This is a genomic window from Hymenobacter translucens (genome assembly GCF_020685205.1).
GTDB lineage: Bacteria > Bacteroidota > Bacteroidia > Cytophagales > Hymenobacteraceae > Hymenobacter > Hymenobacter translucens.
Map to the genome: position 1 here is coordinate 447,302 of NZ_JAJERB010000003.1, position 21,733 is coordinate 469,034.

The 21,733-nt window shown below is 62.0% G+C and carries 17 protein-coding genes; 4 read left to right on the forward strand and 13 right to left on the reverse strand.

Features of this window, described 5'->3' with window-relative positions; translation table 11 throughout:
• Positions 1-114 precede the first annotated feature (114 nt).
• Both LJY25_RS09055 and LJY25_RS09060 read right to left on the reverse strand, forming a co-directional pair.
• Positions 115-1,926, reverse strand: a complete 1,812-nt coding sequence (locus LJY25_RS09055; protein WP_227608001.1) for a M61 family metallopeptidase — start codon at positions 1,924-1,926, stop codon at positions 115-117.
• Positions 1,927-1,998: 72 nt separating this feature from the next.
• Positions 1,999-2,664, reverse strand: coding sequence for a MarR family winged helix-turn-helix transcriptional regulator (locus LJY25_RS09060; protein WP_227608002.1), 666 nt, complete (start codon positions 2,662-2,664; stop codon positions 1,999-2,001).
• A gap of 113 nt (positions 2,665-2,777) precedes the next feature.
• Here LJY25_RS09060 and LJY25_RS09065 point away from each other — a divergent pair, with 113 nt between their 5' ends.
• Positions 2,778-5,231: a TonB-dependent receptor gene (locus LJY25_RS09065; protein ID WP_227608003.1), complete on the forward strand. Its 2,454-nt coding sequence runs from the start codon at positions 2,778-2,780 to the stop codon at positions 5,229-5,231.
• Between the two features lie 72 nt (positions 5,232-5,303).
• Here LJY25_RS09065 and LJY25_RS09070 read toward each other — a convergent pair whose 3' ends face one another.
• Together LJY25_RS09070 and LJY25_RS09075 are read right to left on the reverse strand one after the other, a co-directional pair.
• Positions 5,304-6,047, reverse strand: coding sequence for a hypothetical protein (locus tag LJY25_RS09070; RefSeq protein WP_227608004.1), 744 nt, complete (start codon positions 6,045-6,047; stop codon positions 5,304-5,306).
• Positions 6,048-6,178: 131 nt separating this feature from the next.
• Entirely contained in the window at positions 6,179-6,913 is a 735-nt protein-coding gene (locus tag LJY25_RS09075) for a DUF6252 family protein (RefSeq protein ID WP_227608005.1), read from the reverse strand.
• A 163-nt stretch (positions 6,914-7,076) separates the two neighbouring features.
• Between LJY25_RS09075 and LJY25_RS09080 the strand changes: the two genes are divergently transcribed.
• Positions 7,077-7,595, forward strand: coding sequence for a GreA/GreB family elongation factor (locus tag LJY25_RS09080; RefSeq protein ID WP_227608006.1), 519 nt, complete (start codon positions 7,077-7,079; stop codon positions 7,593-7,595).
• Between the two features lie 68 nt (positions 7,596-7,663).
• Here LJY25_RS09080 and LJY25_RS09085 read toward each other — a convergent pair whose 3' ends face one another.
• Both LJY25_RS09085 and LJY25_RS09090 read right to left on the reverse strand, forming a co-directional pair.
• Positions 7,664-8,476, reverse strand: a complete 813-nt coding sequence (locus LJY25_RS09085) for a tetratricopeptide repeat protein (protein WP_227608007.1) — start codon at positions 8,474-8,476, stop codon at positions 7,664-7,666.
• 216 nt (positions 8,477-8,692) lie between these two features.
• Positions 8,693-9,415 carry a PD-(D/E)XK nuclease-like domain-containing protein gene (locus LJY25_RS09090; protein ID WP_227608008.1) on the reverse strand — a complete coding sequence of 241 codons (723 nt, stop codon included), beginning with the start codon at positions 9,413-9,415 and terminating at the stop codon, positions 8,693-8,695.
• A 200-nt stretch (positions 9,416-9,615) separates the two neighbouring features.
• On the opposite strand from LJY25_RS09090, the gene LJY25_RS09095 reads away from it, so the two are divergent.
• Together LJY25_RS09095 and LJY25_RS09100 are read left to right on the forward strand one after the other, a co-directional pair.
• On the forward strand, positions 9,616-11,424 hold the full coding sequence (locus LJY25_RS09095; RefSeq protein ID WP_227608009.1) for a DUF885 domain-containing protein: 1,809 nt from the start codon (positions 9,616-9,618) through the stop codon (positions 11,422-11,424).
• Between the two features lie 301 nt (positions 11,425-11,725).
• Positions 11,726-13,222 carry a M28 family peptidase gene (locus LJY25_RS09100; protein ID WP_227608010.1) on the forward strand — a complete coding sequence of 499 codons (1,497 nt, stop codon included), beginning with the start codon at positions 11,726-11,728 and terminating at the stop codon, positions 13,220-13,222.
• Positions 13,223-13,296: 74 nt separating this feature from the next.
• On the opposite strand, the gene LJY25_RS09105 is transcribed toward LJY25_RS09100, so the two are convergent.
• The 7 genes from LJY25_RS09105 to LJY25_RS09135 form a co-directional block, all read right to left on the reverse strand.
• Positions 13,297-14,019, reverse strand: coding sequence for a DUF4386 domain-containing protein (locus LJY25_RS09105; protein ID WP_227608011.1), 723 nt, complete (start codon positions 14,017-14,019; stop codon positions 13,297-13,299).
• A 278-nt stretch (positions 14,020-14,297) separates the two neighbouring features.
• Positions 14,298-15,686, reverse strand: coding sequence for an NAD-dependent dihydropyrimidine dehydrogenase subunit PreA (gene preA / locus LJY25_RS09110; protein ID WP_227608012.1), 1,389 nt, complete (start codon positions 15,684-15,686; stop codon positions 14,298-14,300).
• Between the two features lie 135 nt (positions 15,687-15,821).
• Positions 15,822-17,147, reverse strand: a complete 1,326-nt coding sequence (locus LJY25_RS09115) for an FAD-dependent oxidoreductase (protein WP_227608013.1) — start codon at positions 17,145-17,147, stop codon at positions 15,822-15,824.
• 169 nt (positions 17,148-17,316) lie between these two features.
• Positions 17,317-18,183: a nitrilase-related carbon-nitrogen hydrolase gene (locus tag LJY25_RS09120; RefSeq protein ID WP_227608014.1), complete on the reverse strand. Its 867-nt coding sequence runs from the start codon at positions 18,181-18,183 to the stop codon at positions 17,317-17,319.
• A gap of 217 nt (positions 18,184-18,400) precedes the next feature.
• Entirely contained in the window at positions 18,401-19,774 is a 1,374-nt protein-coding gene (gene hydA / locus LJY25_RS09125) for a dihydropyrimidinase (protein ID WP_227608015.1), read from the reverse strand.
• A 55-nt stretch (positions 19,775-19,829) separates the two neighbouring features.
• Positions 19,830-20,294 (reverse strand): hypothetical protein, encoded by a 465-nt coding sequence (locus LJY25_RS09130; protein ID WP_227608016.1) that lies wholly within the window; start codon positions 20,292-20,294, stop codon positions 19,830-19,832.
• Positions 20,295-20,336: 42 nt separating this feature from the next.
• Positions 20,337-21,689 carry an aminotransferase class III-fold pyridoxal phosphate-dependent enzyme gene (locus LJY25_RS09135; protein ID WP_227608017.1) on the reverse strand — a complete coding sequence of 451 codons (1,353 nt, stop codon included), beginning with the start codon at positions 21,687-21,689 and terminating at the stop codon, positions 20,337-20,339.
• Positions 21,690-21,733 lie beyond the last annotated feature (44 nt).

Genomic DNA, 21,733 nt, shown 5'->3' on the forward strand with positions numbered 1-21,733 from the left:
TTTAGTAACCACTCACCTACCTACCTGCACCTACCTGCCCGATGAACTCAGCTGAATGCAAAAAAGCCCCGGCTGCTCGGCAGCCGGGGCTTTAAAAAGCGTAGGATCAACGCCCTACAGGTTCTTCGTCCACGCCTGGCGCAGGGCCAGCTGGGCCGGGGTAGCGGCCGGGTCGATGGCGAATACGTAGCGCTGCACTTCGTCGGTGGCGGCCAGGCGCACGGGCACCTTTTGCTCCGCTCCGGCCCGCCGAATGGTAAGCTCCACCGTGGAGCCCGGCTCCCGCTTCGTCACGGCCCCAAGCACGGGCATATAGTTGCGGCGGTCCACAAAGGTACCGGCCACCCCCGTCAGCTGGTCGCCGCGCTGAATACCGGCCGCCTGCAGCTCGGCGCTGGGCTGGTCGATGAATACGCCGTCGTCCTTGACCACGTAGCCCGATTTGCCCAGGGAAGCCACTTTGCGGCCGGTGCGCAGAATCGGGTCGTAGCGGACCCCCACTTTGGCGAAATACTCCCGGTACGGCAGGGGCTCGGCCTTCTGCACGTAGCGCTGAAAGAAGTCCCCGATTTCCGGGTAGGTCAGCTTGGTGAAGTCCTGGAAGAAAGTCTTTTCGCTGATGGGCCGGTCGGGGCCGTACTTTTTGGCCAGCTCCACGAGCACGTCACGCAGGCCGCGCTTGCCGCCGCTCAGCTCCAGCAGGCGCAGGTCGAGCAGGGTAGCGGTGAGGGCCCCGCGCTGGTAGATGTTGCCGTACTGCTGCTGGCCTTCGTCGCTGAACGAGTTCAGCCCCAGCCGGCTCAGCGTGTAGGTGGTGTCGGTGCGGGTCCGGTCGTAGGTGACTTTGTTGTGCAGGATATTCAGGTAATCGTCGAGGGGTACGAGGCCGCCGCGCAGCTGCATGGTGTGGGCGGCCCATTCCGTGACGCCCTCGTACAGCCACAGGTGCTCCGAGCCGGTAGGCTGCACGAAGTTGAAGTGCTCAATGATTTCCGAATGGATGTTGAGCGGCGTCATGATGTGGAAGAACTCGTGCGAGGCAATATCCACGATGCCCTTGGCCGACTCCGGCGTGAGCGGCGTTTCGCGCAGCACGTACTCCGAGCTGTAGGAATGCTCCCAGGCGCCGGCAGTCCGCTCACTGAAGTGGTAAAGGAAGGCATAGCGCTTCACCGGCAGCTGCCCGCCGAAAAACGTCTGGGCGGCCGTAAGCATCTTCTGCATCTGGTCGAGCAGGGGCTGGGCCTGCACCATGTCCTTTTCCGAGTAGCAGTACAGCGCTACGTCGGCGTCGCCGAGCTTGGTGGTGGCCTCCGTCAGTTTCCCCAGCAGAATGGGCGAGTCCACGGCGTGGTCGTAGCTTTTCAGCTTATAATAGCCCTGCGCGTCGGGGACCAGCACGGTGCCCACTTTCCAGCCGGACGGGTACTCCAGCTTCAGCCTCAGGGATTTGGCCTGCATGCCCTGGGGGTAGCCCAGCACCGTCTGCCCGTTGAGCAATGCATGGTCGGCTTCGAGCGACGAGCCGCACATCCGGTAGATCGAATGCTCGGTCACCGGCGTATCCCAGGTTTCGGCAATGGTGTAGCGGATTTCCCGGGTTTTCTCCGGCTTGCTGAGCTGCCACTGGTTCGTGGAAATCTGCTTGGCCTCGAGGGGCTTCCCCTTTTCATCAAAGGCCTCGAACTTGCGCACGAACCGGCCCATATCCATTACCTGGTAGGTACCGGGGGCCGTGGCGGCAAACTGGTAGATGCCCTGCTGCTTGCTGAGCTTGGGCAGCTCCAGCCGCACCTGAAACTCGTTGGAGTTGGCGGCCGGGTTCATGGTGATGGTATACGTCAGCTCGGACGGAGCTTTGGCCAAAGCCGGGCCGGCAGCGGCTACTAAACCAGCCAGGGCGACCGGTCGAAGAAATGAAAGCATGGAAAAGGTCTGGTGAGAAAAGGTGAGCAAAGACGCCCGGCGGGTGAGCGGGTTGCTTGCGTAAGGCCCGGCCTATGCTGGTTTGTTCCCGGACCCGGACGGCAGATGCCGCAGCAGCTGCTCAAAGGAGCCGGGCCGGGCGCCGGCGTAGATGGGGTGATGAAAGGCATCGAGCTTTTGCAGCAGGTACAGCAGCTGGGCCCGCTCGTCCGGGGTTAGGTCGCCGGCAATAAGCTGGGCGGCCTGGTCCATACGCCCAAACACCTGCCCCAGCACGCCCATTCCCGCTTCCGTAACGGTCAGCAGCTTGCTGCGCCGGTCAGTGGCGTGGGCCTGCTCGGCTACCAGGCCGTGGGCGAGCAGCCGCTTGATAACCTCCGTGCCGGACGCTTTTTCGTGAACGTTGCGGGCAATAACCTCGGTTTTGGACAACGGCTGATGCCCCAGCACCGTGGCCAGGTACGCAAAGTCGTCAGGGGTGAGCAGCGGGGTGCCGGCCAGCCCGAGGCGGATGTAAGACCGCGCGTAGCGGTTCATGAAGACGATAAGCTTGCCGATTTCCGCTTCCGCTGACATCCGGGGCGTAGCAACCGACTGCGCCATCCCGATGGATACTTCCGTTGTGCGGGTGTGAAGCCAGGCGGCAAAGTCGGCCAGCATAGCGGCCCCAGCGCTGGGGCGCGTCTGTTCAAAAGCCTCCACTTCTTCCAGAACCTGTTTCAGCAACGCATACTTCATGGCAGCAAATTAGCGAAACCATACCAAGGATAGTATGAAATAATATTTGTTTACTTCGATAACATATTATATTTGCACAGGTTTGTATGATACCCAACTAAATCATGACCTCCATGCGCACTTTCTACCTGTTGATTTTCTTCATTTTCTCGGCCAGCGTACCGGGCCGGGGCCAGAGCACCGGCATCCTGAGCGGCACCGTCCGCGACCGGGCCACCCAGCAACTGCTGCCGGGCGTGACGGTGGCCCTCGAAGGCACCACCCTGGGTACAGCCACCGATGAGGAAGGTCGTTTCCGGCTGACCGGCATTCCGACGGGTAGCTACAACGTGCGGGTCAGCTTTATCGGCTACGAGGTTCTGCTGCGTTCCAACGTCACCATCACCTCCGGCAATGCCAACATCGTGCGCTTCGAGCTGACCGCGGCGGCCCGGCAGCTGGGCGAGGTGCAGGTCACGGCCAGTCGCGCTATTCGAGTAGCTACGGCCGAAACGCCCCTGAGCGTGCAGCGGCTCAACGTGGAGGAAATCAAAAGCAACCCCGGCGGCAACTTCGACATTTCGAAAGTGGTGCAGAGCCTGCCCGGCGTGGGTGGCGGCGGCACGGGGGGCACCGCGGGCTTCCGCAACGACATCATCATCCGGGGCGGGGCGCCCAACGAGAACGTGTACTACCTCGACGGCATCGAGGTGCCGGTCATCAACCACTTCCAGACCCAGGGTTCGGCGGGCGGGCCGGCGGGCATGCTCAACGTGTCGTTTATCGAGGACGTCACGCTCAGCTCCTCGGCCTTCGAGGCCCGCTACGACAATGCCCTCAGCTCGGTGCTCCAGTTCCGGCAGCGCGACGGCAACCCTGACCGCACCCAGGGCAACGTCCGGCTGAGCGGCACCGAAGTAGCCGGCACGCTCGAGGGTCCGCTCACGAAAAACACCACCTACCTGGCCTCGGTGCGCCGCTCCTACCTGCAGCTGCTGTTCAAGGCCATCGACCTGCCCATCCGCCCCAACTACTGGGACGCCCAGTTTAAAGTCACCACGAAGCTTGGACCCAAAACCACGCTCACGGCCCTGGGGCTGGGGGCCCTGGACCATTTTGAGGTGGCCGTGCCGAAGGAGTCGTCGCCGGAAAAAGAGTACCTGCTGCGCAACACGCCCGCCATCGACCAATGGAACTACACCGTGGGCGTGGCGCTGCGCCAGCTCATCAGCCAGGGCTACCTGAACGTGGCCCTGAGCCGCACCCAGCTCGACAACCAGGTGGATCTGTTTGAAGGCGGCACCAGCTTCAGCGGGGATGAAAGCCGGCGGGTGCTGCTTACCCGCTCCGGGGAGGCCGAAAACAAGCTCCGCGTCGACGTCAACCAAACCGCGGGCAAGTGGCGCTACGCCTACGGCGCCTCGGGGCAGTGGATTGAGTTCAACTCCCGCTACTTCAACCGCCTGCGCCGGGCCGTGCTGAACCCCGACGGCTCGGAACAGCAGCCGGCCGTGGACGTGCGCTTTCAGTCCGACCTAAGCTTTGCCCGGTTCGGCCTTTTCGCCCAGGTTACGCGCAGCCTGCTGCCCGGCGACCGGCTGACCCTCTCGGCCGGGCTGCGCACCGACGGCAACTCGTTTACCGACGGCGGCGCCAACCTCCTGCAAACCCTGTCGCCCCGGCTGTCGGCCTCCTATGCCTTGGCCGAGAAGTGGAACCTGAACGCCTCGGTGGGCCGCTACTACAAGATTCCACCCTCCACCCTGCTGGGCTTTCGCGACAACGGCGGCCGGCTCGTCAACCAAAGCGCCGACTACATTCAAAGCACGCACTACGTGGCCGGGCTCGAGTTTCTACCCGCCGCCAGCACCCGCTTCACCGTGGAGGGCTTCTACAAAAAGTACGGGCGCTACCCCGTGTCGGTGCGCAACGGCATCAGTCTGGCCAACCTGGGCGGGGACTTTGCGGCCCTGGGCAATGAGGCCGTCACCAGCACCGGCCGGGGGCAGGCCTACGGCGGGGAGTTCTTCTTTCAGCAGAAGCTGACCCGCAACCTGTTTGCCGTAACCTCCTACACGCTGTTCTGGAGCGAGTTTACGGGCATCGACGGCCGGTACAAGCCCTCGGCCTGGGACACCCGCCACCTGGCCTCGGTACTGCTGGGCCGCAAGTTTGGGCGCGGCTGGGAAATGGGGCTCAAGTATCGGTTTGCCGGCGGCGCGCCCTACACGCCCTACGACCTGACGGCCTCCCGGCAGAACTACCTCACCAACGGCCTGGGCGTACTCGACTACAGCCGGCTGAACACCGAGCGCCTGGGCAGCTTCCAGCAGTTCGACTTCCGCCTCGACAAGAGAATCAACCTGCGCCGGCTGACGCTGGATTTGTACGTGGACGTGCAGAACGCCTTTGTCACCAGCAACCCGGCTCCCGACAGCTATACCTTCCAGCGCACCCCGGACAACACCGCCTTCGTCACCACTGACGGGCAGCCCCTGCAGCCGAACGGCGCGAATGCCGTACCTACCCTGCTCGACAACAGTTCCTCAACTGTACTGCCCACCATCGGCTTCATTGTGGAGTTCTAACGTCAGCAGCCCGGTACTACCGCATAAAAAAGCCCTGCTTTTCAGGCAGGGCTTTCTGTTTGCTGCTGCTGGTCAGAACGGCACGTTGGTGAATGTGCCGGTAACTGTAGCGGGCGCGCCGCCCGGCGTAGCCACGCTAAAGGAGTAGGTGCCGGAAGCCCGCCGGGCAGCCGTATCCAAGCTGGTCAGCTGCGCCGTGCCGTTCACGCTGTTGTAGTCGACGGAGCCCTGCGTGTATACAAGCGTGCACTTGCGGCCGGGCACCGAGCCATCGGTATAGCTGCCGGTTTCCATTGCCGGAAAAAACGTAACCTCAACCCGGCGGCTCACGGGAGAAGTAGGCCCGGTGAGTCGTACAATCAGCGACCCGCTAAAAAAGGAACCCGACGTCTGACTAACTGCGTAGGCAGTATTATCGACCGAAAACGAGCCGCTACCGCCACCGGTACTGCCGTTTCTAACGGTAGCCACGGCCAGGGGCAAAGACGTGTCGCTACCACCCTTGATGGTTGCCCGCAGTGGGAAAGGAGCGTTGAAGCCCTGATTTTCGTTGTACACGATGATATAATTTCCTGCCGCCAAACCATCTAGCTTGTACAGTCCGTTGGCATTGGGCAGCGTAAAGTCAACCAACTGCCCATCCATTCCTTTGGCTGAAACGGAGTACACTGCCTGAGCCGGGCTCACTGAGCCACTAATGCTGCCATAGGGTTCGGGTTCGGGCTCACGGGAAAGCAAAAAGCACGAAGAAGTGGCTGCTACCCCCAGCAGACACAGGAAGTTCAACAGCCACAGAAGCGGTAATCTTTGAAACATACGCGGGATGAGATAGATGAAAGCCCGTACTAGCGGTACTATTCAGGTGATGGTTTCTTTTGCAGTAGTCGCAGCTCCCGGTTTGCTCCTGGCGGCAGTACCGCCAACAATCAAGTCCGGACGGGCCGGCGTTAGTACGGCACGTTGTTGAACGTGCCGTTGCTCACCGTGATGGTGGCGCCACTGCTGGCGCGGCCCGTGAAGCTGAAGGTGCCCGAGCACAGGCGGGTGCTTTGATTGAGCGTCGACAGGTTGACCGTTCCGGTCGTGACGTAGTAGACGGTGCTGTTCAGCAAGTAGTAGGAGGTGTTGTCCAGGGTAAAGTTGGCAGGCCCCGTGGTGATGGGCAAACGCAGGTCGATGGCGCTGCTGGTGCCGGAGGGCCCCAGCATGTACACCGACAGCTTGCCCGCCTGATACGTCCCCCGTAACGACGAGGCAGCATAGGTGGACCCGCCCACGACGTAGGTGCCCGTACCACCAAAGGTACTGCTGGGCCGGGGCGTCACGGTAATGGCGGGCACCGTTACGGTTTCCTTGGCTTTGATGGTAACGCGCTGCGCCACCGGCTCCCGGTAGCTGTTGGTTACGGTGTAGATAAAGATGTACTCGCCCTGCTCCAGGCCCGTGCGGCTGTACAGACCGGCCTGATTAGGATAAACGGTTTCCATGAAGGGCGTACTCACGGCATTGATTCCGATTCCGGCCACGGCGGAAACCGGCGAAATATTCCCCTCGACGCTCCCGATCGTGACCGGAGTGTCGCTGTATTCCCGGTCAAAGTTGAAAATGCAGGAAGAGGTGGAGAAAGTCAGCAGCAGACCCGTCAGGGCCATCACCGAATATGAGCGAAAAGTGGGCAGCATGCGGCAGGTTAGTGAAAAACAGAAACCGAAATAAAGAAAAATTTCTCAGTTTCGGTAGGACTTTTCTCGCTAAAGCTCAATCAATCGGGTCCCGGCTGTCCGTTGTCTGGCTTGGGCCGGGGGCGGGGCCGTAACCCCGCGCCCGACCCTACGTTTTTTGGCTATGAGCCGAGCGTTTACCAAAGAAGACGATTCCCAGCAGCCGCCAATCATCCCGCCCCGGCCGGCTCTGCCGCCCAACACGCCGAACTACGTGACGCCCGGCGGCCTGGAGCAGCTGCGGGCCGAGCTCACGGCGCTGGAAGCCGAGCGGGCCCAGGCAGAGGCAAACCGTGAAAACGAGGCCGACCGCACCCGGCGGCTGCTACTGGTCAACGGCCGCATCAGCGCCCTCACCGCCCGCCTTACCAGTGCCCGGGTAGTGGACCCGCGCAGTCAGCCAACCAGGGAAGTGCGCTTTGGCGCCACCGTGACGCTTACGAGCCTTAGCGGGGGAAAGCCGGGCCTGGTGCGCCGGTTTACCATCGTCGGCGTCGACGAGGCCGACGTGGGTGCGGGCAAGGTGGCCTTCGTTTCTCCCATTGCCCGGGCCGTGCAGGGCGCCCGGCTGGGTGGACAGGTCACGCTGCACCTGGGGCCCAAAGAGGAAGTGGTGGAAGTAACGGCAGTAGCCTATGAATAGCGGGCTGGGATGTTGGGCGCTGCGGTGAAAAAGCGCTTAACAAAGCACACCCAATCCACCCGGTTCAGCTACAGCTGCCGGAGCATGTCGGCGCAGTACGCGTCGCCGAGCTGCCGGCCCAGGGTGTAGTAGTAGCGCGCCTTTACCCGGTCGGGCTTGAAGTCGAAGGTGCCATTGCGGTAGATGTTGCCCAGCTTCCGGATCGACTCAATGTGATTCTGCACGGCCGCGTACTCGTAGAGCTCCAACGCCCGGGGCGTCGACTCCGGCACGCCCTTGCCGAAGTGGTAGATGTCGGCCAGCTCGTAATACGCCTGGGCGTTACCGAACGCCAGCTCCCGGGTGAAGTAGTCGATGGCGGACTGGGTTTCGACGTTGCCGTCCTCGTCGCGGGCATTGAAGTACGCGTCGGGCGAGAGGCTGCCGGCCAGACGCTGCACGTCAGCGGGCGTGGTTTTCAGCTGCACCGTATCTACCCGGTAACCTTGCTTTTTCAGGCGCAGGGAGTTGCTCACGTCCACCACGTACTTCACGTTGTTGCCTACGATGACGAGCGTATCGGCGCCCTTGCCGCCCAGCGTAACCAGGTTGATGTTGTAGGCCCGGATAAGGTTGTTGCTGCCCTTGATAATAACCACGTCGTGCGGCTGGTCGAAGTAGGCGGCATTCTGCTGGACGACCTCAAACAGGTTGCCGGACCCTTCGAAAATCGTCTTGCCCCCACCCACGCCGGAATACACGTTCTCACTGCTATGGGCTATAACATTGTTGTCGCCCGGGGCATTGGCCGAGCTGCCCTTACCGGCAGGAGCAGTGGTTCGGGAAGCAGCGCAGGCACTCAGCAGGCTGAGCACCACGAGGGCAAGCGGCAGGCGGTTCATGAAGATGGCACCAGGTTGAATCCCGAAGATATTACAAACCCTGCGGCCAATCAACGCCCGGGCGGGGCAGGCAGGTCGCCGCGCACCACAGCGAGCTCCCCTCTCCTTTTGTCAGCCGGTGCTGAATGCGTCGTGCCCGACGTATGCTCAGCCGTACCAGCGGCCTTCTTGCTGCGGACGCAACCTATTGCAGTGAAAGCCAGCTGAATCATCGCTTTACTCTTCCGCCGACTGTCCGAACCCGTTCACCACTTCCCTGACCACCTCCGACAGGTAGGGCGGCAGGTTGGCCTCGGGCTTGAGCATGGCCAGCAGGCGCTGGTACTTGGCCCGCCCCTCGGTAAGCATCTGCGGGGTCACCTCCACCGTGAACACATGAAAAGGCTCGAGCTTCTGCACGCCCACGAGCAGAAACCGGTCGGCCTGCAGGGCATCGGTGTAAAAGGCCGCCTGCCGGTCGTAGTCGTAGCCGTAGCACTGCGACACGAAATGGCTGTAGTCGCGGGCGGCCGTGGTCTTGAAGTCAATAATGGTGTAGTTGCCGGGCCCGCCGTCCACTACCAAGTCGGCGCGCAGCTTGCACATGGTGCCCGTGACGGGCTCGGTAAACACGCAGCTGGGCTCGGCAATGCCGTTGGTGAGCAGCTCCTGTAAATCCTCGTGCAGGCGTACGCCCTCCACCATCCACCAGATCAGCGTGTCGTTAATGCCGGGCAGGCCGGGTTCGTAGAGCGTGGGCTCGAGCAGGGCCGTGTGAAAGGCGGTGCCCAGGCTGGCGGCCGCGTGGGTGGAAGGCAGGCGGGTATTTACGCGACCGTTGAGGGCGTCGCGCAGGCGGGAAAGGTCGGAGTTGGCAATGGCGGGCAGCGCCCGGTAATCGTCGTAGGAAAGCCGCAGTAAATCAGGACGGCGGTAGGGCTCGGGGGCAGGATCGTGCATAATACGGACAACAGCAAAACGGGGCTATTGGCTCCGGATACGGCAAATTTGTCGAAAAAGCCGACAACGCTGCGCAATAGTACGACGCCCGCCGCTAGCCGGGCTTGCAGCCTTCCGGCGGGGGCCGCGTCCGTTGGCGCAAAGCCCGGCGAACTGCTTAGCTTTAAGCCCTGATTTTCTTTTCTCCGACCAATTTCCCGATGAAAAAACTTGCGCTCAGCGCCGGCCTCGCAGCCGCTCTCCTGGCTACGGCCTGCAACCAGAACAAAACCGCCGACAACGCCACCGGCCAGGGCGAAAACGGCCAGCAGCAGGACCTGCCGACTTTGTTCTCCAGCTTCTGGGAAACCCAGTCCCGCCTCGATCCGCTGTCGGCCACGAGCCAGGGCGACAACCGCTACAACCACCTGCTGCCCAACGACCAGACCAAGGCGTTCCGCGACACGCTGCAGACCTTCTACCAGGACTACCTGACCCGGATTCAGAAGTTTGACCGGGAAAAGCTGTCGGACAACGACAAGATCAGCTACGACATCTTCAAGTACGACCTGGAGCAGCGCCTGGCGGGACTGCGGCTCAACACCTGGATGATTCCCGCCAACCAGTTCTGGGGCCTGCCGCTCACGCTGGGCCAGTACGGCTCGGGTGAGGGCGCCCAGCCGTTCAAGACCGCCAAGGACTACGAAAACTGGTTGGGCCGCGTGCAGGGCTTCACGGTGTGGGCCGACTCGGCCATTGCCAACTTCCGCCAGGGCATGAAGGCCGGCATCGTGCTGCCCCGGGCCCTGGTCGTGAAGATGATTCCCCAGCTCCGCGGCAAGGACATCCTCGTCGCGGACCCCACCAAGTCACTGTTCTACGGCCCCATCAACCGGTTTCCGGAATCCATCAGCGCCGCCGACCGCCAGCGCCTGACGGCCGACTATCAGAAGGCCATCAGCACCCAGTTGGTGCCCACCTACCGCAAGCTGGCCGACTTCCTGGAAAAGGAGTACCTGCCCAAGGCCCGGGCCACGAGCGGTATCTCGGGCGTGCCCGGCGGGGCGGAAATGTACACCTACTACGTCAAGAACTGGACGACTACCGACAAGACGCCGGAGGAAATCTACAAGACCGGCCTGGCCGAAGTGGCCCGCATCCGCGGTGAAATGGAGAAGGTGAAAGCCCAGGTCGGCTATCAGGGCGACCTGCCCGGCTTTTTCGCGGCCCTGAAAAAGGACCCCAGGCTGATGCCCTACAAGACGCCCCAGCAGGTGCTCGACGCCTTCCATGCCATTCAGGCCAAGATAGACCCGAACCTGAAAAAGATGTTCGGGCGCACGCCCAAGACGCCGTTCGAAATTCGGCAGACCGAAGCCTTCCGGGCTGCCTCGGCTTCGGCCGAGTACAACCAGGGCTCCCCCGACGGTTCCCGCCCCGGCATCTTCTACATTCCGATTGTGGACGCCACCACCTTCAACGTGACCTCGGGCATGGAGTCGCTGTTTCTGCACGAAGCCATTCCCGGCCACCACTACCAGATTTCGCTCCAGCAGGAAAACAAAGACCTGCCCAAGTTCCGGCAGTTTGCCTGGTACGGCGCCATGGGTGAGGGCTGGGCGCTCTACACCGAAAGCCTGGGCAAGGAGCTGGGCCTCTACACCGACCCCTACCAGTACATGGGTGCCCTCGGCGACGAGATGCACCGCGCCGTGCGCCTAGTAGTCGATACCGGCCTGCACACCCGCAACATGAGTCGGGAAGATGCCATCAAGTACATGCTCGACAACGAAGCCATCAGCGAGGAAGGCGCCATTGCGGAAATCGAGCGGTACATGGCCATTCCGGGTCAGGCGCTGAGCTACAAGACCGGGGCGCTCAAGATTCAGGAGCTGCGCCAGAAGTACACCCAGCAGCTGGGCAGCAAGTTCAACCTGAGCAACTTCCACGACGAGCTGCTCAAGGATGGCGTGATGCCCCTGGCTGTGCTGGAGCGCAAGATGGACGCCTGGGCCGAAAAGCAGAAGTAGGTTTTAGGGCTTAGGGACTTAGGCGTTAGGTCTTAGGTTCCTAAATCTGTCCTTAACATCCTGAGCATTCCGCGCCTCAGGCGGCGACGAAGGACCTTATCCAGTTTGAACGATACTCGTAGCAACGACTCGTTCAGTCGGGATAAGGTCCTTTTTTCGTCAGGATGACGGGCATTTTTGCTTTGCATTGTAACCTACACCGGCAAAAAGGACTATCTGCTAACCCCGAAAACCAAGCCCTGAAGTCCCGGGCTCGATCAAAACCCTCCCGTAACTAAGACCTAAGGCCCTAAGCCCTCCTATGAAACCCGCTTCCCTCCTGCTGCTGGCCGCGCTTTGCCTGCCGGCTGGTCTGGCAGCCCAGACGAAACCAAAGGTCAAAACCAGCGCTCCGGCCAGCAAGTCCGGCGCCATCAATGCCATTCGTGAAGCCGACCTCCGGCGCGACCTGCTGGCCCTGGCCGGCGACACGTACCGGGGACGGGAAGGCGGCACGCTTGATGAGCTGCGGGCGTCGATGTGGCTGGCCGAGCAGATGCGCGCCATCGGCATGCAGCCCGCCGGCGACGATGGCACCTACTTTCAGTTCTTTCACATCCAGCGCACCCGCCTCACCAAAGCCAGCCGCCTGAGCATTGGCACCCATCAGCTGCAGCCCAACCGCGACGCGCTGGTGTTTGCGCCCATCAACGCCGCCGTAACGGCCCCGCTAGTGTACGTGGGCACCGGCACGCCCGCCGAGCTGGCGAAAGCCGACATCAAGGGCAAAGCCGTAGCCCTGCTGTTTTCCGGCAATCCTACCCCCGACGTGAGCTTCCGCCGGTTTTTGAGCGCCACGCTGCGCGACAAGTCGGCCGAGCTGCTAAAGGCCGGAGCGGTGGCCGTGGTGTTCGTATCCGATGCTCGGGCCCAGGACATCTATGAGCACTGGGGCCACACCTATGAGCGCGGCCGCTACGGCCTGCCCGCCGATGCCAGCGTGAAGGTTGTTTCCTCCCCACCGGTGCTGCTGCTGCCGGCCTCGGCCCTGGGCTGGGTGCAGCAAAGCGGGCAGCAGTTCGTGGCCGACCTGCGGGTGGAAAGCTTTGCCTATCCTTCCGTGAACATCGTGGCCAAAACGCCCGGTACCGATGCCCAGCTGAAAAACGAGCACGTGCTGTTCAGCACCCACCAGGACCACGACGGCGTGCGGCACGCGGTGGCGGGCGACTCCATCTGGAACGGAGCCGACGACAACGGCACCGGCTGCGCGGCTTTGCTGGCCCTGATGCGGGCGTTCAAGCAGCAGCCCGCCCGCCGCTCAGCCCTGTTCGTCTACCATGGAGCCGAGGAACGCGGCCTGCTGGGCTCCCGCTACTTCTCCGCTACCCCGACGGTGCCGCAGGCCTCCATCGTGGCCGTGCTGAACGCCGAAATGATGGGCCGCAACGCCCCCGACAGCGCCGCGCTGCTAGGCTCCACCCCGCCCCACCTCAACTCGTCTGACCTGGTAAAAACGGCCCTGGCCGCCAATCAGGCGGGTCCGAAGTTTAAGCTGGACACCGAGTGGGACAAGGCCACCCACCCCGAGGGTTGGTACTTCCGCTCCGACCACCTGCCCTACGCCCGCCTGGGCATCCCGGCCATCATGTATACCTCCCTGCTCCACCCCGACTACCACACGCCCCGCGACGAGCCGGGCCGCATCAACTACGCCAAGCTGCTGGGCATGACGCGCTGGATGTACCTCACCGGCTGGGCCGTAGCCAACCGAACAGCGCCGCCCGCCCGGGAGCCCGGCTTCAAGCTGGAGCGGTAGCGCCGGCAGGCAGGCCATCCAAAAAAGCCTCTTACTAGCTAGGAAGAGGCTTTTTTCAATTCACGAAACCCGGCTTAGACCCCGGGGCCACGGCTGACCGCTTCGTCCCACCTGGCCCGGTTAACCCCCTTTATCAGTAGCCACAGACACAGCGACGACTCGCCCACCAGGCAGGGCAGCAGAATGGCGGGAATCAGCAGATCGGCCAGGGCCGGGGCAAACAGAGCCGCCGTGCAGGACACCAGGTAGCACGCTCCGGCTACCTGCATCAGGGTGCCGATAACGCGGGGGAAGTAGCCGGATTGGTAAATCAAGTAGCCGTTCAGCAGGCAGGTGAGGCCAAAAAACAGCAGGGCGACGTTAAAGGAAACGTCGTGGGCCTTTAGCGCCAGGTTGGCCAGATTCATTTGCTGGAGGGCTTCAAGCCCACCCATCTTCAGGATCCGCATGACCAGCAGCATAAACACCTTGCTCATTGCTTCAACTGCCAGGGAGACCACGTTCAGCAGCACGGCCAGCAGCACCAGACTTTTGCTTACGGGCCGCAGCAGCAGGTATTCAATCCAGAGCAGCGGCACCGCGCAAAACACGAGTAGCAGGTTGGCCGCTACCCCGAGCTGCCACAGCAGGGGCGCGGCCAGGATATTCCGGCCCGTAGCCGCCGCGTTGCCCGACACCACCAGCTTGCTGGTAATAAATCCTTCCGCAAAAGCCCCGAACACAATGATGACCAGGTATAGGGCACCGCCCAGCCGGGCATAGGACTGGGGCGAAGCTTCAATAGGGCGAACGGTCATTGATTTCCTTTGTGGGGTAGGTGTGGGCCGGTGATGATCCGCCTAATCTGACTGCCAGGCAGTGCGACCGGAAGCGCCTACCGGGGTAAGTATCCGTTTCGCAAGAATAGCGCTGGGCGAATGTAACACTCCTAAGCTCCTCCGTGTCATCTATTGCTCCCGGATGGGCATAACGGCTCCGCTGACCGGCCGGCAGCCGCCCTTTTGCTGGTCATGCAGCATTAAAAAAGCCTTCCTACAGCATGCAGAAAGGCTTTTCAAAAACTTGGTAGCTGAGGTTAGGCTTCGGCCGGAATTTCGGTTTCACCATTCAGGACCCGGGCTTTGCCGGGCAGGGTTTTGTGCCTTTCCTTGCCCAGGGCGGCCGAGGGCTCGGGCACCCAGTGGTGGCGGCCACCGGCTTTTTCGTCGTTGAACTCCGTGGGCGCGGTGCCGGCCTCGACCCGCTCCTTCCAGGTGAGGTGCTCGGTGCCGGGGTCAGTGCGGTCCATCGTGATGCACTGCTCCACCGGGCACACGAGCGAGCAGAGGTTGCAGCCTACACAGTTTTCCTCGATGATTTCGGGTACGCGGGTGCCGGCATTCAGGCGGATGGCCTGGTGGGCGCCATCCTCGCAGGCGGTGTAGCACAGCTGGCAGCCGATGCACTTCTCCTCGTGGATGTTGGCCGTAACCTTGTACTTCATGTTCAGGTCTTCCCAGTGCGTGACGTTGGGCAGGGCCTTGCCGACGAAGTCGTAGATGGTGTTGAAGCCCTTGTCAACCATGTACTGCTCGAGGCCGGACGTCATTTCGCGGATGATGCCGAAGCCGTAGTGCATGGCCGCCGTGCACACCTGCACCGAGGAAGCGCCGAGTAGGATGTGCTCCACCGCGTCGCGCCACGTCTCAATGCCGCCGATGCCCGAGATGGGCAGGCGCACGTCGGGATGCTGGGCGCAGTTTTTCACCATGTTCAGGGCAATGGGCTTCACGGCCGGGCCGCAGTAGCCCCCATTGGTGCTCTTGCCGTCTACAATCGGGTAAGCCGCGAAGTTGTCGAGGTCGACGCCCACGATGCTCTGGATGGTGTTGATCAGCGAGATGGCGTCGGCTCCGGCACGGCGGGCGGCACGGGCCGGCTCGGTAATGTCCGAGATGTTGGGCGTGAGCTTCACGATGACGGGCTTCTGGGCCACTTCCATCACCCATTCCACAATCATCTGCAGCACCTTGGGCTCCTGCCCGACGGCCGAGCCCATGCCCCGCTCGCACATGCCGTGGGGGCAGCCGAAGTTCAGCTCGAAGCCGTCGGCGCCGGCGTCCTGGCTTTGGCGCACGATGTCGTGCCACTCCTGCCGGCTCTGCACCATGAGGGAGGCAATGACGGCGTGGTTCGGGAACCGCTTTTTCACTTCCTCAATCTCGCGCAGGTTGTCGGCCAGGGGCCGGTCCGAAATCAGCTCGATGTTGTTGAAGCCCACCAGGCGCTTGTCGCGGTAGTTGACGCCCCCGTAGCGGCTCGACACGTTCACGACCGGCACGCCCAGGGTTTTCCAGACGGCGCCGCCCCAGCCCGCGTCGAAGGCTTTCATGATCTGGTAGCCGGAGTTGGTCGGCGGGGCCGAAGCCAGCCAGAAGGGATTCGGCGACTTAATCCCGGCAAAATTTATGGAGAGGTCTGGCATTGTCGTTCTATCGTAATGTCATCCTGAGCTTTGCGAAGGACCTTATCAGGTTTGAACGACAGTCGTAACAACGACTCGTTCTGCTGTGACAAGGTCCTTCGGCTTACGCCTCAGGATGACAGTTCCTTGACTGGTTTACTTGCTCAAAAAGGCATGGATGGCGCGGGCGGTGGCTTTGGCTTCGGCGGCAGCGTTTACCACTTCAGCCCCACCGTTGCGGGCGTCGCCGGAGGCGAAGTACTGCGGGTTAGTCGTCTGGCCGGTTTCCGCGTTGGTGATGATGCGGCCCTTGTCGTCCAGCTTCAGCCCGGGAATCATGCTCAGGAACCCGGCCTGCTTGGCTTGCCCCGTGGCTTTAATCACCATGTCGCAGGGCTCCACAAACTCGCTGCCGGGCACGGTCGACACTTTGTCGCCGGTCGTGACGGTGCGCACGAACCGCACGCCTTCGACCTTGCCGTTGCCCAGGATTTCAACCGGCGCCACGTTAAACAAGCCCTGCACGCCCACGCCCTTGGCGAGGTCGTACTCAAACTCGTACGCGCCCATTTCCTCTTTGCCCCGGCGGTACGCCAGCACCACGTGCTCAGCCCCCAGCCGCGACGATTCGGAAGCGGCATCCATGGCCGTGTTGCCCCCACCGAGGACTACCACTTTGCGGCCCACCGGCGTGCCCTGCTTGCGCATCCGCAGCTGCTCGATGAACTCCACCGCGCCCACCACGTTGTCGCGCTCTTCGCCCGGCAGGCGCAGGGCGTTGGTCTGGCCCAGGCCGATGCCCAGGAAAATGGCGTCGTAGGTTTTCTCCAGGTTTTCCAGGTCCTGGCGCGAGCTGATCGGGTGGTTGTAGAACACGCTGTAGCCGAACTGCTCCTGCAGGTAGTTCATTTCGGCCAGCGTCTCCTCGTTGGTGATTTTGTAGGGTGCCACGCCGTACAGTGTAAGGCCCGAAGGGTGGCTCTTCGCCTCAAACACGTCGACCACGTAGCCCAGGGCCCGCAGCTCACAGGCGGCAGAAATACCAGCCGGACCGGCGCCGATGATGGCGACCTTGCGGCCGTTGGGCGCGCCGGCCTTGTAGAGATGCTTGTTGGCGTCGATTACCGACCGGGTGGCATGGCTTTGCAGGCGGCCGATTTCGATGGGCTTCATGTCCTGCAGGTTGTACACGCAAGCGCCTTCGCACAGCACTTCGGTGGGGCACACCTTGCCGCAGGCGTTGCCGAAGTAGTTGGCGTCGTAGATGGTGCGGGCCGCGCCGGTGGTGTTGCCGGAGTTGATCTGCCGGATGAAAAGCGGAATGTCGATGCCCGACGGGCAGGCCTTGATGCAGGGCGCGTCAAAGCAGAACAGGCAGCGGGAGCTTTCGTACAGCGCCTCCGTGTTGTTCATCAGGGGCTTCAGCTGCGCGAAGTTCTCGGCAAATTCGTGCTCAGTGGTAGGAGTAGAAAATTCAGCCATGCGGCAGTGGTCGGTAGTGGGAAAGGGAGGTAAATAAACTGTCATCCTGAGCAGAGCGAAGGACCTTATCAGGTTTGAACGACTAGCGTTGGAACGTCTGACGCAACAACGACTCGTTCTGCGGTGCTAAGGTCCTTCGCAAGCTCAGGATGACAGGTGGAATGGGGGCCTACAACTCAACCAGCTTCTCGTAGGTCTCGGGCCGACGGTCGCGGAAGAACTGCCAGGTGGAGCGCACTTCGTCAATCATGTCGAGGTCGAACTCCGAAATCAGCAGCTCATCCTGGTCCTCCGAAGCCTGGGCGATGATCTGGCCCCGGGGGTCAACGAAGTAGCTGGTGCCGTAGAATTTGCCCAGGTTCCAGGGCTTCTCCTCGCCGACGCGGTTGATGCAGCCCATGAAGTAGCCGTTGGCCGCCGCGTGCGCGGGCTGCTCCAGCTTCCAGAGGTACTGCGACAGACCGGCTACGGTAGCGGAGGGGTTGTACACGATTTCGGCGCCGTTCAGGCCCAGCACCCGGGCACCGTCGGGGAAGTGACGGTCGTAGCAGATGTACACGCCTACTTTGGCGTACTTGGTTTGGAACACGGGGTAGCCCAGGTTGCCCGGCTTGAAGAAGTACTTTTCCCAGAAGCCCGACGTGTGCGGGATGTGGTTCTTGCGGTACTTGCCCAGGTAGGTGCCGTCGGCGTCGATAACGGCGGCGGTGTTGTACAGGAAGCCGGCCGACTCACGCTCATAGATGGGCACGATGATGACCATGTTATACTTCTTGGCGTACTCGGCCATCAGGTCGGTCGTCGGGCCGGGCACGGCCTCGGCAGAAGCATACCAGGCCTTGTCCTGGCCGGGACAGAAATACGGGGTGTTGAAGATTTCCTGAAGGCACAGAATCTGCACGCCCTGGCGGCCGGCTTCTTCGATGAGGGGAATGTGCTTGTCCACCATGGCCTTCATGATTTCCTGGATCGTGCCTTCGCCCTCGGTCATGGGCAGGCTCATCTGAATCAGGCCGGATTTGATAATTCGTGGCATTGGGAAGAGGGAATTTTAAGGGTGTTTGAGTTGAGTTGGTAGATGCCTGAGCGCCGGGCCACGCGCGTTTGAAAGCGGTTACGCGGAGTCGCATCTTCTAAATTTAGTGAAACCTTCCGGAACCGCGCACAAGATTTTTTTGGAGCATTTAGCCACCGGCAAAAACGGCGTTGAGCTACCCCTGCAAAACCTGTTCTAACGCCGCCAAGCTTTGCGGCTAGAAGGCCGTTTTGCCGCGCCGGACGAACTGCCCGTAGCCCCGGCCGACTTTCGTCTCGCCCCCGTCCACAGCGACCTTGCCGCGCAGCAGCACGGTGTCAATTTTGCCGGTCAGCTCCCAGCCTTCGTAGGCCGAGTAGTCGCAGTTCATGTGGTGGGTGGCGGCCGAAATCGAGTGCTTTTTCGCCGGGTCGAAAACCACCAGGTCGGCATCGGCGCCGATGCTGATGGTGCCTTTGCGCGGAAACATACCGAAGATCTTCGCCGCGTTGGTGCTGGTGACTTCCACGAACTTCTGCAAACTGATCCGGCCCTGGCTGACGCCCTCTGAAAACAGCAGCTCCATGCGGTGCTCCACGGCCGGGTGGCCGTTTGGAATCTTGGAGAAGTCGTCCTTGCCCATCCGCTTCTGCTCGAGCATAAACGGGCAGTGGTCGGTGCCTACCACCTGCACCAGCCCCTGGTTGATGCCGGCCCAGAGCGTAGCCTGGTCTTTCTTCTCCCGCAGCGGCGGCGACATCACCACCTTGGCGCCGTTGGCTTCGTCCTCATACAGGGAAGCATCCAGCACGAGGTACTGAATGCAGGTTTCCACGAACACCCGCTGGTTGCGCTCCGTAGCGCGGCGCACCTGGTTGAGCGCGCCCTCGCAGGTAAGGTGTACGATGTAGGCGTTGACGTCGGTGTAGTTGGCAATGTCGGCAAAGCGCCCCGAGGCTTCGGCCTCCGTGACTTCGGGCTGGCTGAGGTAGTGGTAGAGCGGCGTGAGCTTGCCCTGGGCCCGGTGCTGGGCAATCAGGGTGTCAATCATGTCGCCGTTGGTAGCGTGGGCCGTGACGAGGCCGCCGTGCGTTTTCACTTCCTGCATCAGCCCCACCATCTGCGCGTCGTCAATCATGAGCGCACCCTTGTAGGCCATAAAGGTCTTGAACGAAGTGATGCCCTCGGCCACCATGTCCTTGATTTCCTCTTTCGTGCTGGGGTTGAAGTCGGTAACCGCCATGTGAAAGCTGTAGTCGCCCACGGCATTGCCGGTCGCGCGGCCGCTCCACTCCTCAAATGCCGAGCGCAGCGAACTGCCCTGCTTCTGCAGAATAAAATCGATGACGGTGGTGGTGCCGCCGTGCAGCGCGGCGCGGGTGCCGGTTTCGTACGTGTCGGAGCTGAACGTGCCCATGAAAGGCATCTCCAGGTGCACGTGCGGGTCGATGCCGCCGGGCACGATGATCTTGCCGGTGCAGTCGATAACCTCCGCTCCTTCCGCCGACAGGCTGCGGCCGATGGAGACGATGGTTTCACCGTCAATCAGAATGTCGCACACGGCGTCGGAGTCAGCCGTGACGACGCGGCCGTTTTTCAAAAGCAGAGACATGAGCTAGTCAAAAAAGAAAATCTGAGAAATGAAAGCCGGGGCCCCGGCCGCAGTGCTACCGGCAGAAGCCCAGCTTATAAGTAGCTCCCGGCGCCTGAACCTTCTTGTAGCTGAACACGCGAATAATGATCCGGCTGCCATCCCGCGCTCTGGCCTTCGTAAAGCTGTCCCCGTTAGCGTCCATCTCGATGTTATGATAGGTCGGATTGGCGACCGGCCTCTCCGCCTGCAGCCAGGAAACCAAGTCGAAGGTGTTGAAGGCCTTGATGGAGGTGAAGCCTTTGGCCCCCAGACCAGTAAATCCGTGCGCCAGATGAATGGCGACGCCCAGCGAGTCCTGCTTCGTGTGGGGAATCGTGATGGACCGGAGCTCGGACAGCTTCAGGCAGCCCTTCTCGTCGAACGGTTTCCCGTTTACCAGCAAAGGCGGCGCCTTCTGCGCCCAGGCGCCGGGCACAAACCAGCCCGCCCCGCTTACAAGCAGGAGCAGAAGGAGGCTGGCTTGAAACTTCTTACCCATCGATTCGCAAAACAACAGCCGCTGAGGCCGGCCTTTCCGGAGTTAGTTGACGTGCTGGTCGGCCACGCGAATGGCTTCGCTGATAATAGCCAGGCCCTCGTCCAGCTCGTCCCGGGTGATGGTGAGCGGGGGGGCGATGAAGATGTAGTTCCAGCGCACGAAGGTGTACATGCCCAGCTCCTTGATCTTGGCAGCTACCTGGTTCATGATGCCCATCTGGTCGGGCGTAGCGTTCCAGGGCGCCATGGGCTCCTTAGTGGCGCGGTTTTTCACCAGCTCGATGCAGCCAAACAAACCGGTGTTGCGCCAGTCGCCGATGCTGGGGTGTTTGGCAATCAGCTCGGCCATGCGCTGGTCGAGGTGCTTGCCCATCTCCACCGTGTTTTCAAGCAGGTTTTCCTCTTCGTAGATGTCGAGCACGGCCACGGCGGCAGCGCAGGAAACCGGGTGAGCCGAGTAGGTCAAACCCAGGGGCATGGCCTTGTCGTCGAAGAAGCGGGCAATCTGCTCGTCCACCATTACCGCGCCCAAGGGCAGGTAGCCGGCGGTGATGCCCTTGGCCATGCACATCAGGTCCACCTTCACGCCGTGGTGGTCGGAGCCGAACCACTTGCCGGTGCGTCCGAAGCCCGACATCACCTCGTCGGCCACGAGCAGGATGCCGTACTTGTCGCAGATCTGCCGCACCAGCTTCCAGTAGTTTGGCGGGTACTTGATGCAGCCCGACGTGCCCGACTCGCCTTCCATGATGATGGCGGCCACGCTGCCGGGGTTTTCATACTGGATGATGCGCTCCATGGCGGCCGCAGCCCGCTCCCCGCACTCTTCGGGGGTGGTGCTGTGCCAGGGGCAGCGGTAGAAGTACGGGTTCTCGACATGCACCACGCCCGGCATGGCCTGGCTGTCGACGGCAAAGCGGCGGGGGTCGCCGCCGGCGCTTATGGCTCCGTACGAGGCACCGTGAAACGACTGGTACAGGGTCACGATCTTGTGGCGGCCGGTGTACACGCGGGCCAGCTTGATGGCGTTTTCAATGGCCTCGGCCCCGCCCAGGGTGAAGAAGGCCTTGGTCAGGTTAGGCGCGGTAATTTCGGCGAGCTTGCGGCCGAGGTCGCCCCGGGCCTTGGTAATCATGCCGGGGTACACGTAGCTGACCTCGCGCATCTGCGCGGCCACGGCCTCGGTTACTTTCTGATTGCCGTGCCCGATGTTCACGTTCATCAGCTGGGACGAGAAGTCGATGTAGCGCTTGCCGTCGCGGTCCCACAGGTACACGCCCTCGGCGCGCTCGATACTGATCGGGTTCAGGCCCGCCTGCTTCGACCAGGAAAACAGGGTATGGTCCAGGTTGTCGCGCAGGATCTGCTCCTGGTCGGTGTCGGTATAGGTTTCCATTTTCTAAGCTGTTTGCTGATAGCGGTTGGCTATTAGCGTTTGGT

Excerpts from the sequence above, each read along its gene's own strand:
- LJY25_RS09120 (WP_227608014.1), bottom strand. The coding sequence starts at position 18,183 with ATGCCACGAATTATCAAATCCGGCCTGATTCAGATGAGCCTGCCCATG.
- LJY25_RS09060 (WP_227608002.1), bottom strand. The coding sequence starts at position 2,664 with ATGAAGTATGCGTTGCTGAAACAGGTTCTGGAAGAAGTGGAGGCTTTT.
- LJY25_RS09090 (WP_227608008.1), bottom strand. The coding sequence starts at position 9,415 with ATGCACGATCCTGCCCCCGAGCCCTACCGCCGTCCTGATTTACTGCGG.
- LJY25_RS09085 (WP_227608007.1), bottom strand. The coding sequence starts at position 8,476 with ATGAACCGCCTGCCGCTTGCCCTCGTGGTGCTCAGCCTGCTGAGTGCC.
- hydA (WP_227608015.1), bottom strand. The coding sequence starts at position 19,774 with ATGTCTCTGCTTTTGAAAAACGGCCGCGTCGTCACGGCTGACTCCGAC.
- LJY25_RS09080 (WP_227608006.1), top strand. The coding sequence starts at position 7,077 with ATGAGCCGAGCGTTTACCAAAGAAGACGATTCCCAGCAGCCGCCAATC.
- LJY25_RS09130 (WP_227608016.1), bottom strand. The coding sequence starts at position 20,294 with ATGGGTAAGAAGTTTCAAGCCAGCCTCCTTCTGCTCCTGCTTGTAAGC.
- LJY25_RS09105 (WP_227608011.1), bottom strand. The coding sequence starts at position 14,019 with ATGACCGTTCGCCCTATTGAAGCTTCGCCCCAGTCCTATGCCCGGCTG.
- LJY25_RS09065 (WP_227608003.1), top strand. The coding sequence starts at position 2,778 with ATGCGCACTTTCTACCTGTTGATTTTCTTCATTTTCTCGGCCAGCGTA.
- LJY25_RS09100 (WP_227608010.1), top strand. The coding sequence starts at position 11,726 with ATGAAACCCGCTTCCCTCCTGCTGCTGGCCGCGCTTTGCCTGCCGGCT.
- LJY25_RS09115 (WP_227608013.1), bottom strand. The coding sequence starts at position 17,147 with ATGGCTGAATTTTCTACTCCTACCACTGAGCACGAATTTGCCGAGAAC.
- LJY25_RS09055 (WP_227608001.1), bottom strand. The coding sequence starts at position 1,926 with ATGCTTTCATTTCTTCGACCGGTCGCCCTGGCTGGTTTAGTAGCCGCT.
- LJY25_RS09075 (WP_227608005.1), bottom strand. The coding sequence starts at position 6,913 with ATGCTGCCCACTTTTCGCTCATATTCGGTGATGGCCCTGACGGGTCTG.
- LJY25_RS09135 (WP_227608017.1), bottom strand. The coding sequence starts at position 21,689 with ATGGAAACCTATACCGACACCGACCAGGAGCAGATCCTGCGCGACAAC.
- LJY25_RS09070 (WP_227608004.1), bottom strand. The coding sequence starts at position 6,047 with ATGTTTCAAAGATTACCGCTTCTGTGGCTGTTGAACTTCCTGTGTCTG.
- preA (WP_227608012.1), bottom strand. The coding sequence starts at position 15,686 with ATGCCAGACCTCTCCATAAATTTTGCCGGGATTAAGTCGCCGAATCCC.
- LJY25_RS09095 (WP_227608009.1), top strand. The coding sequence starts at position 9,616 with ATGAAAAAACTTGCGCTCAGCGCCGGCCTCGCAGCCGCTCTCCTGGCT.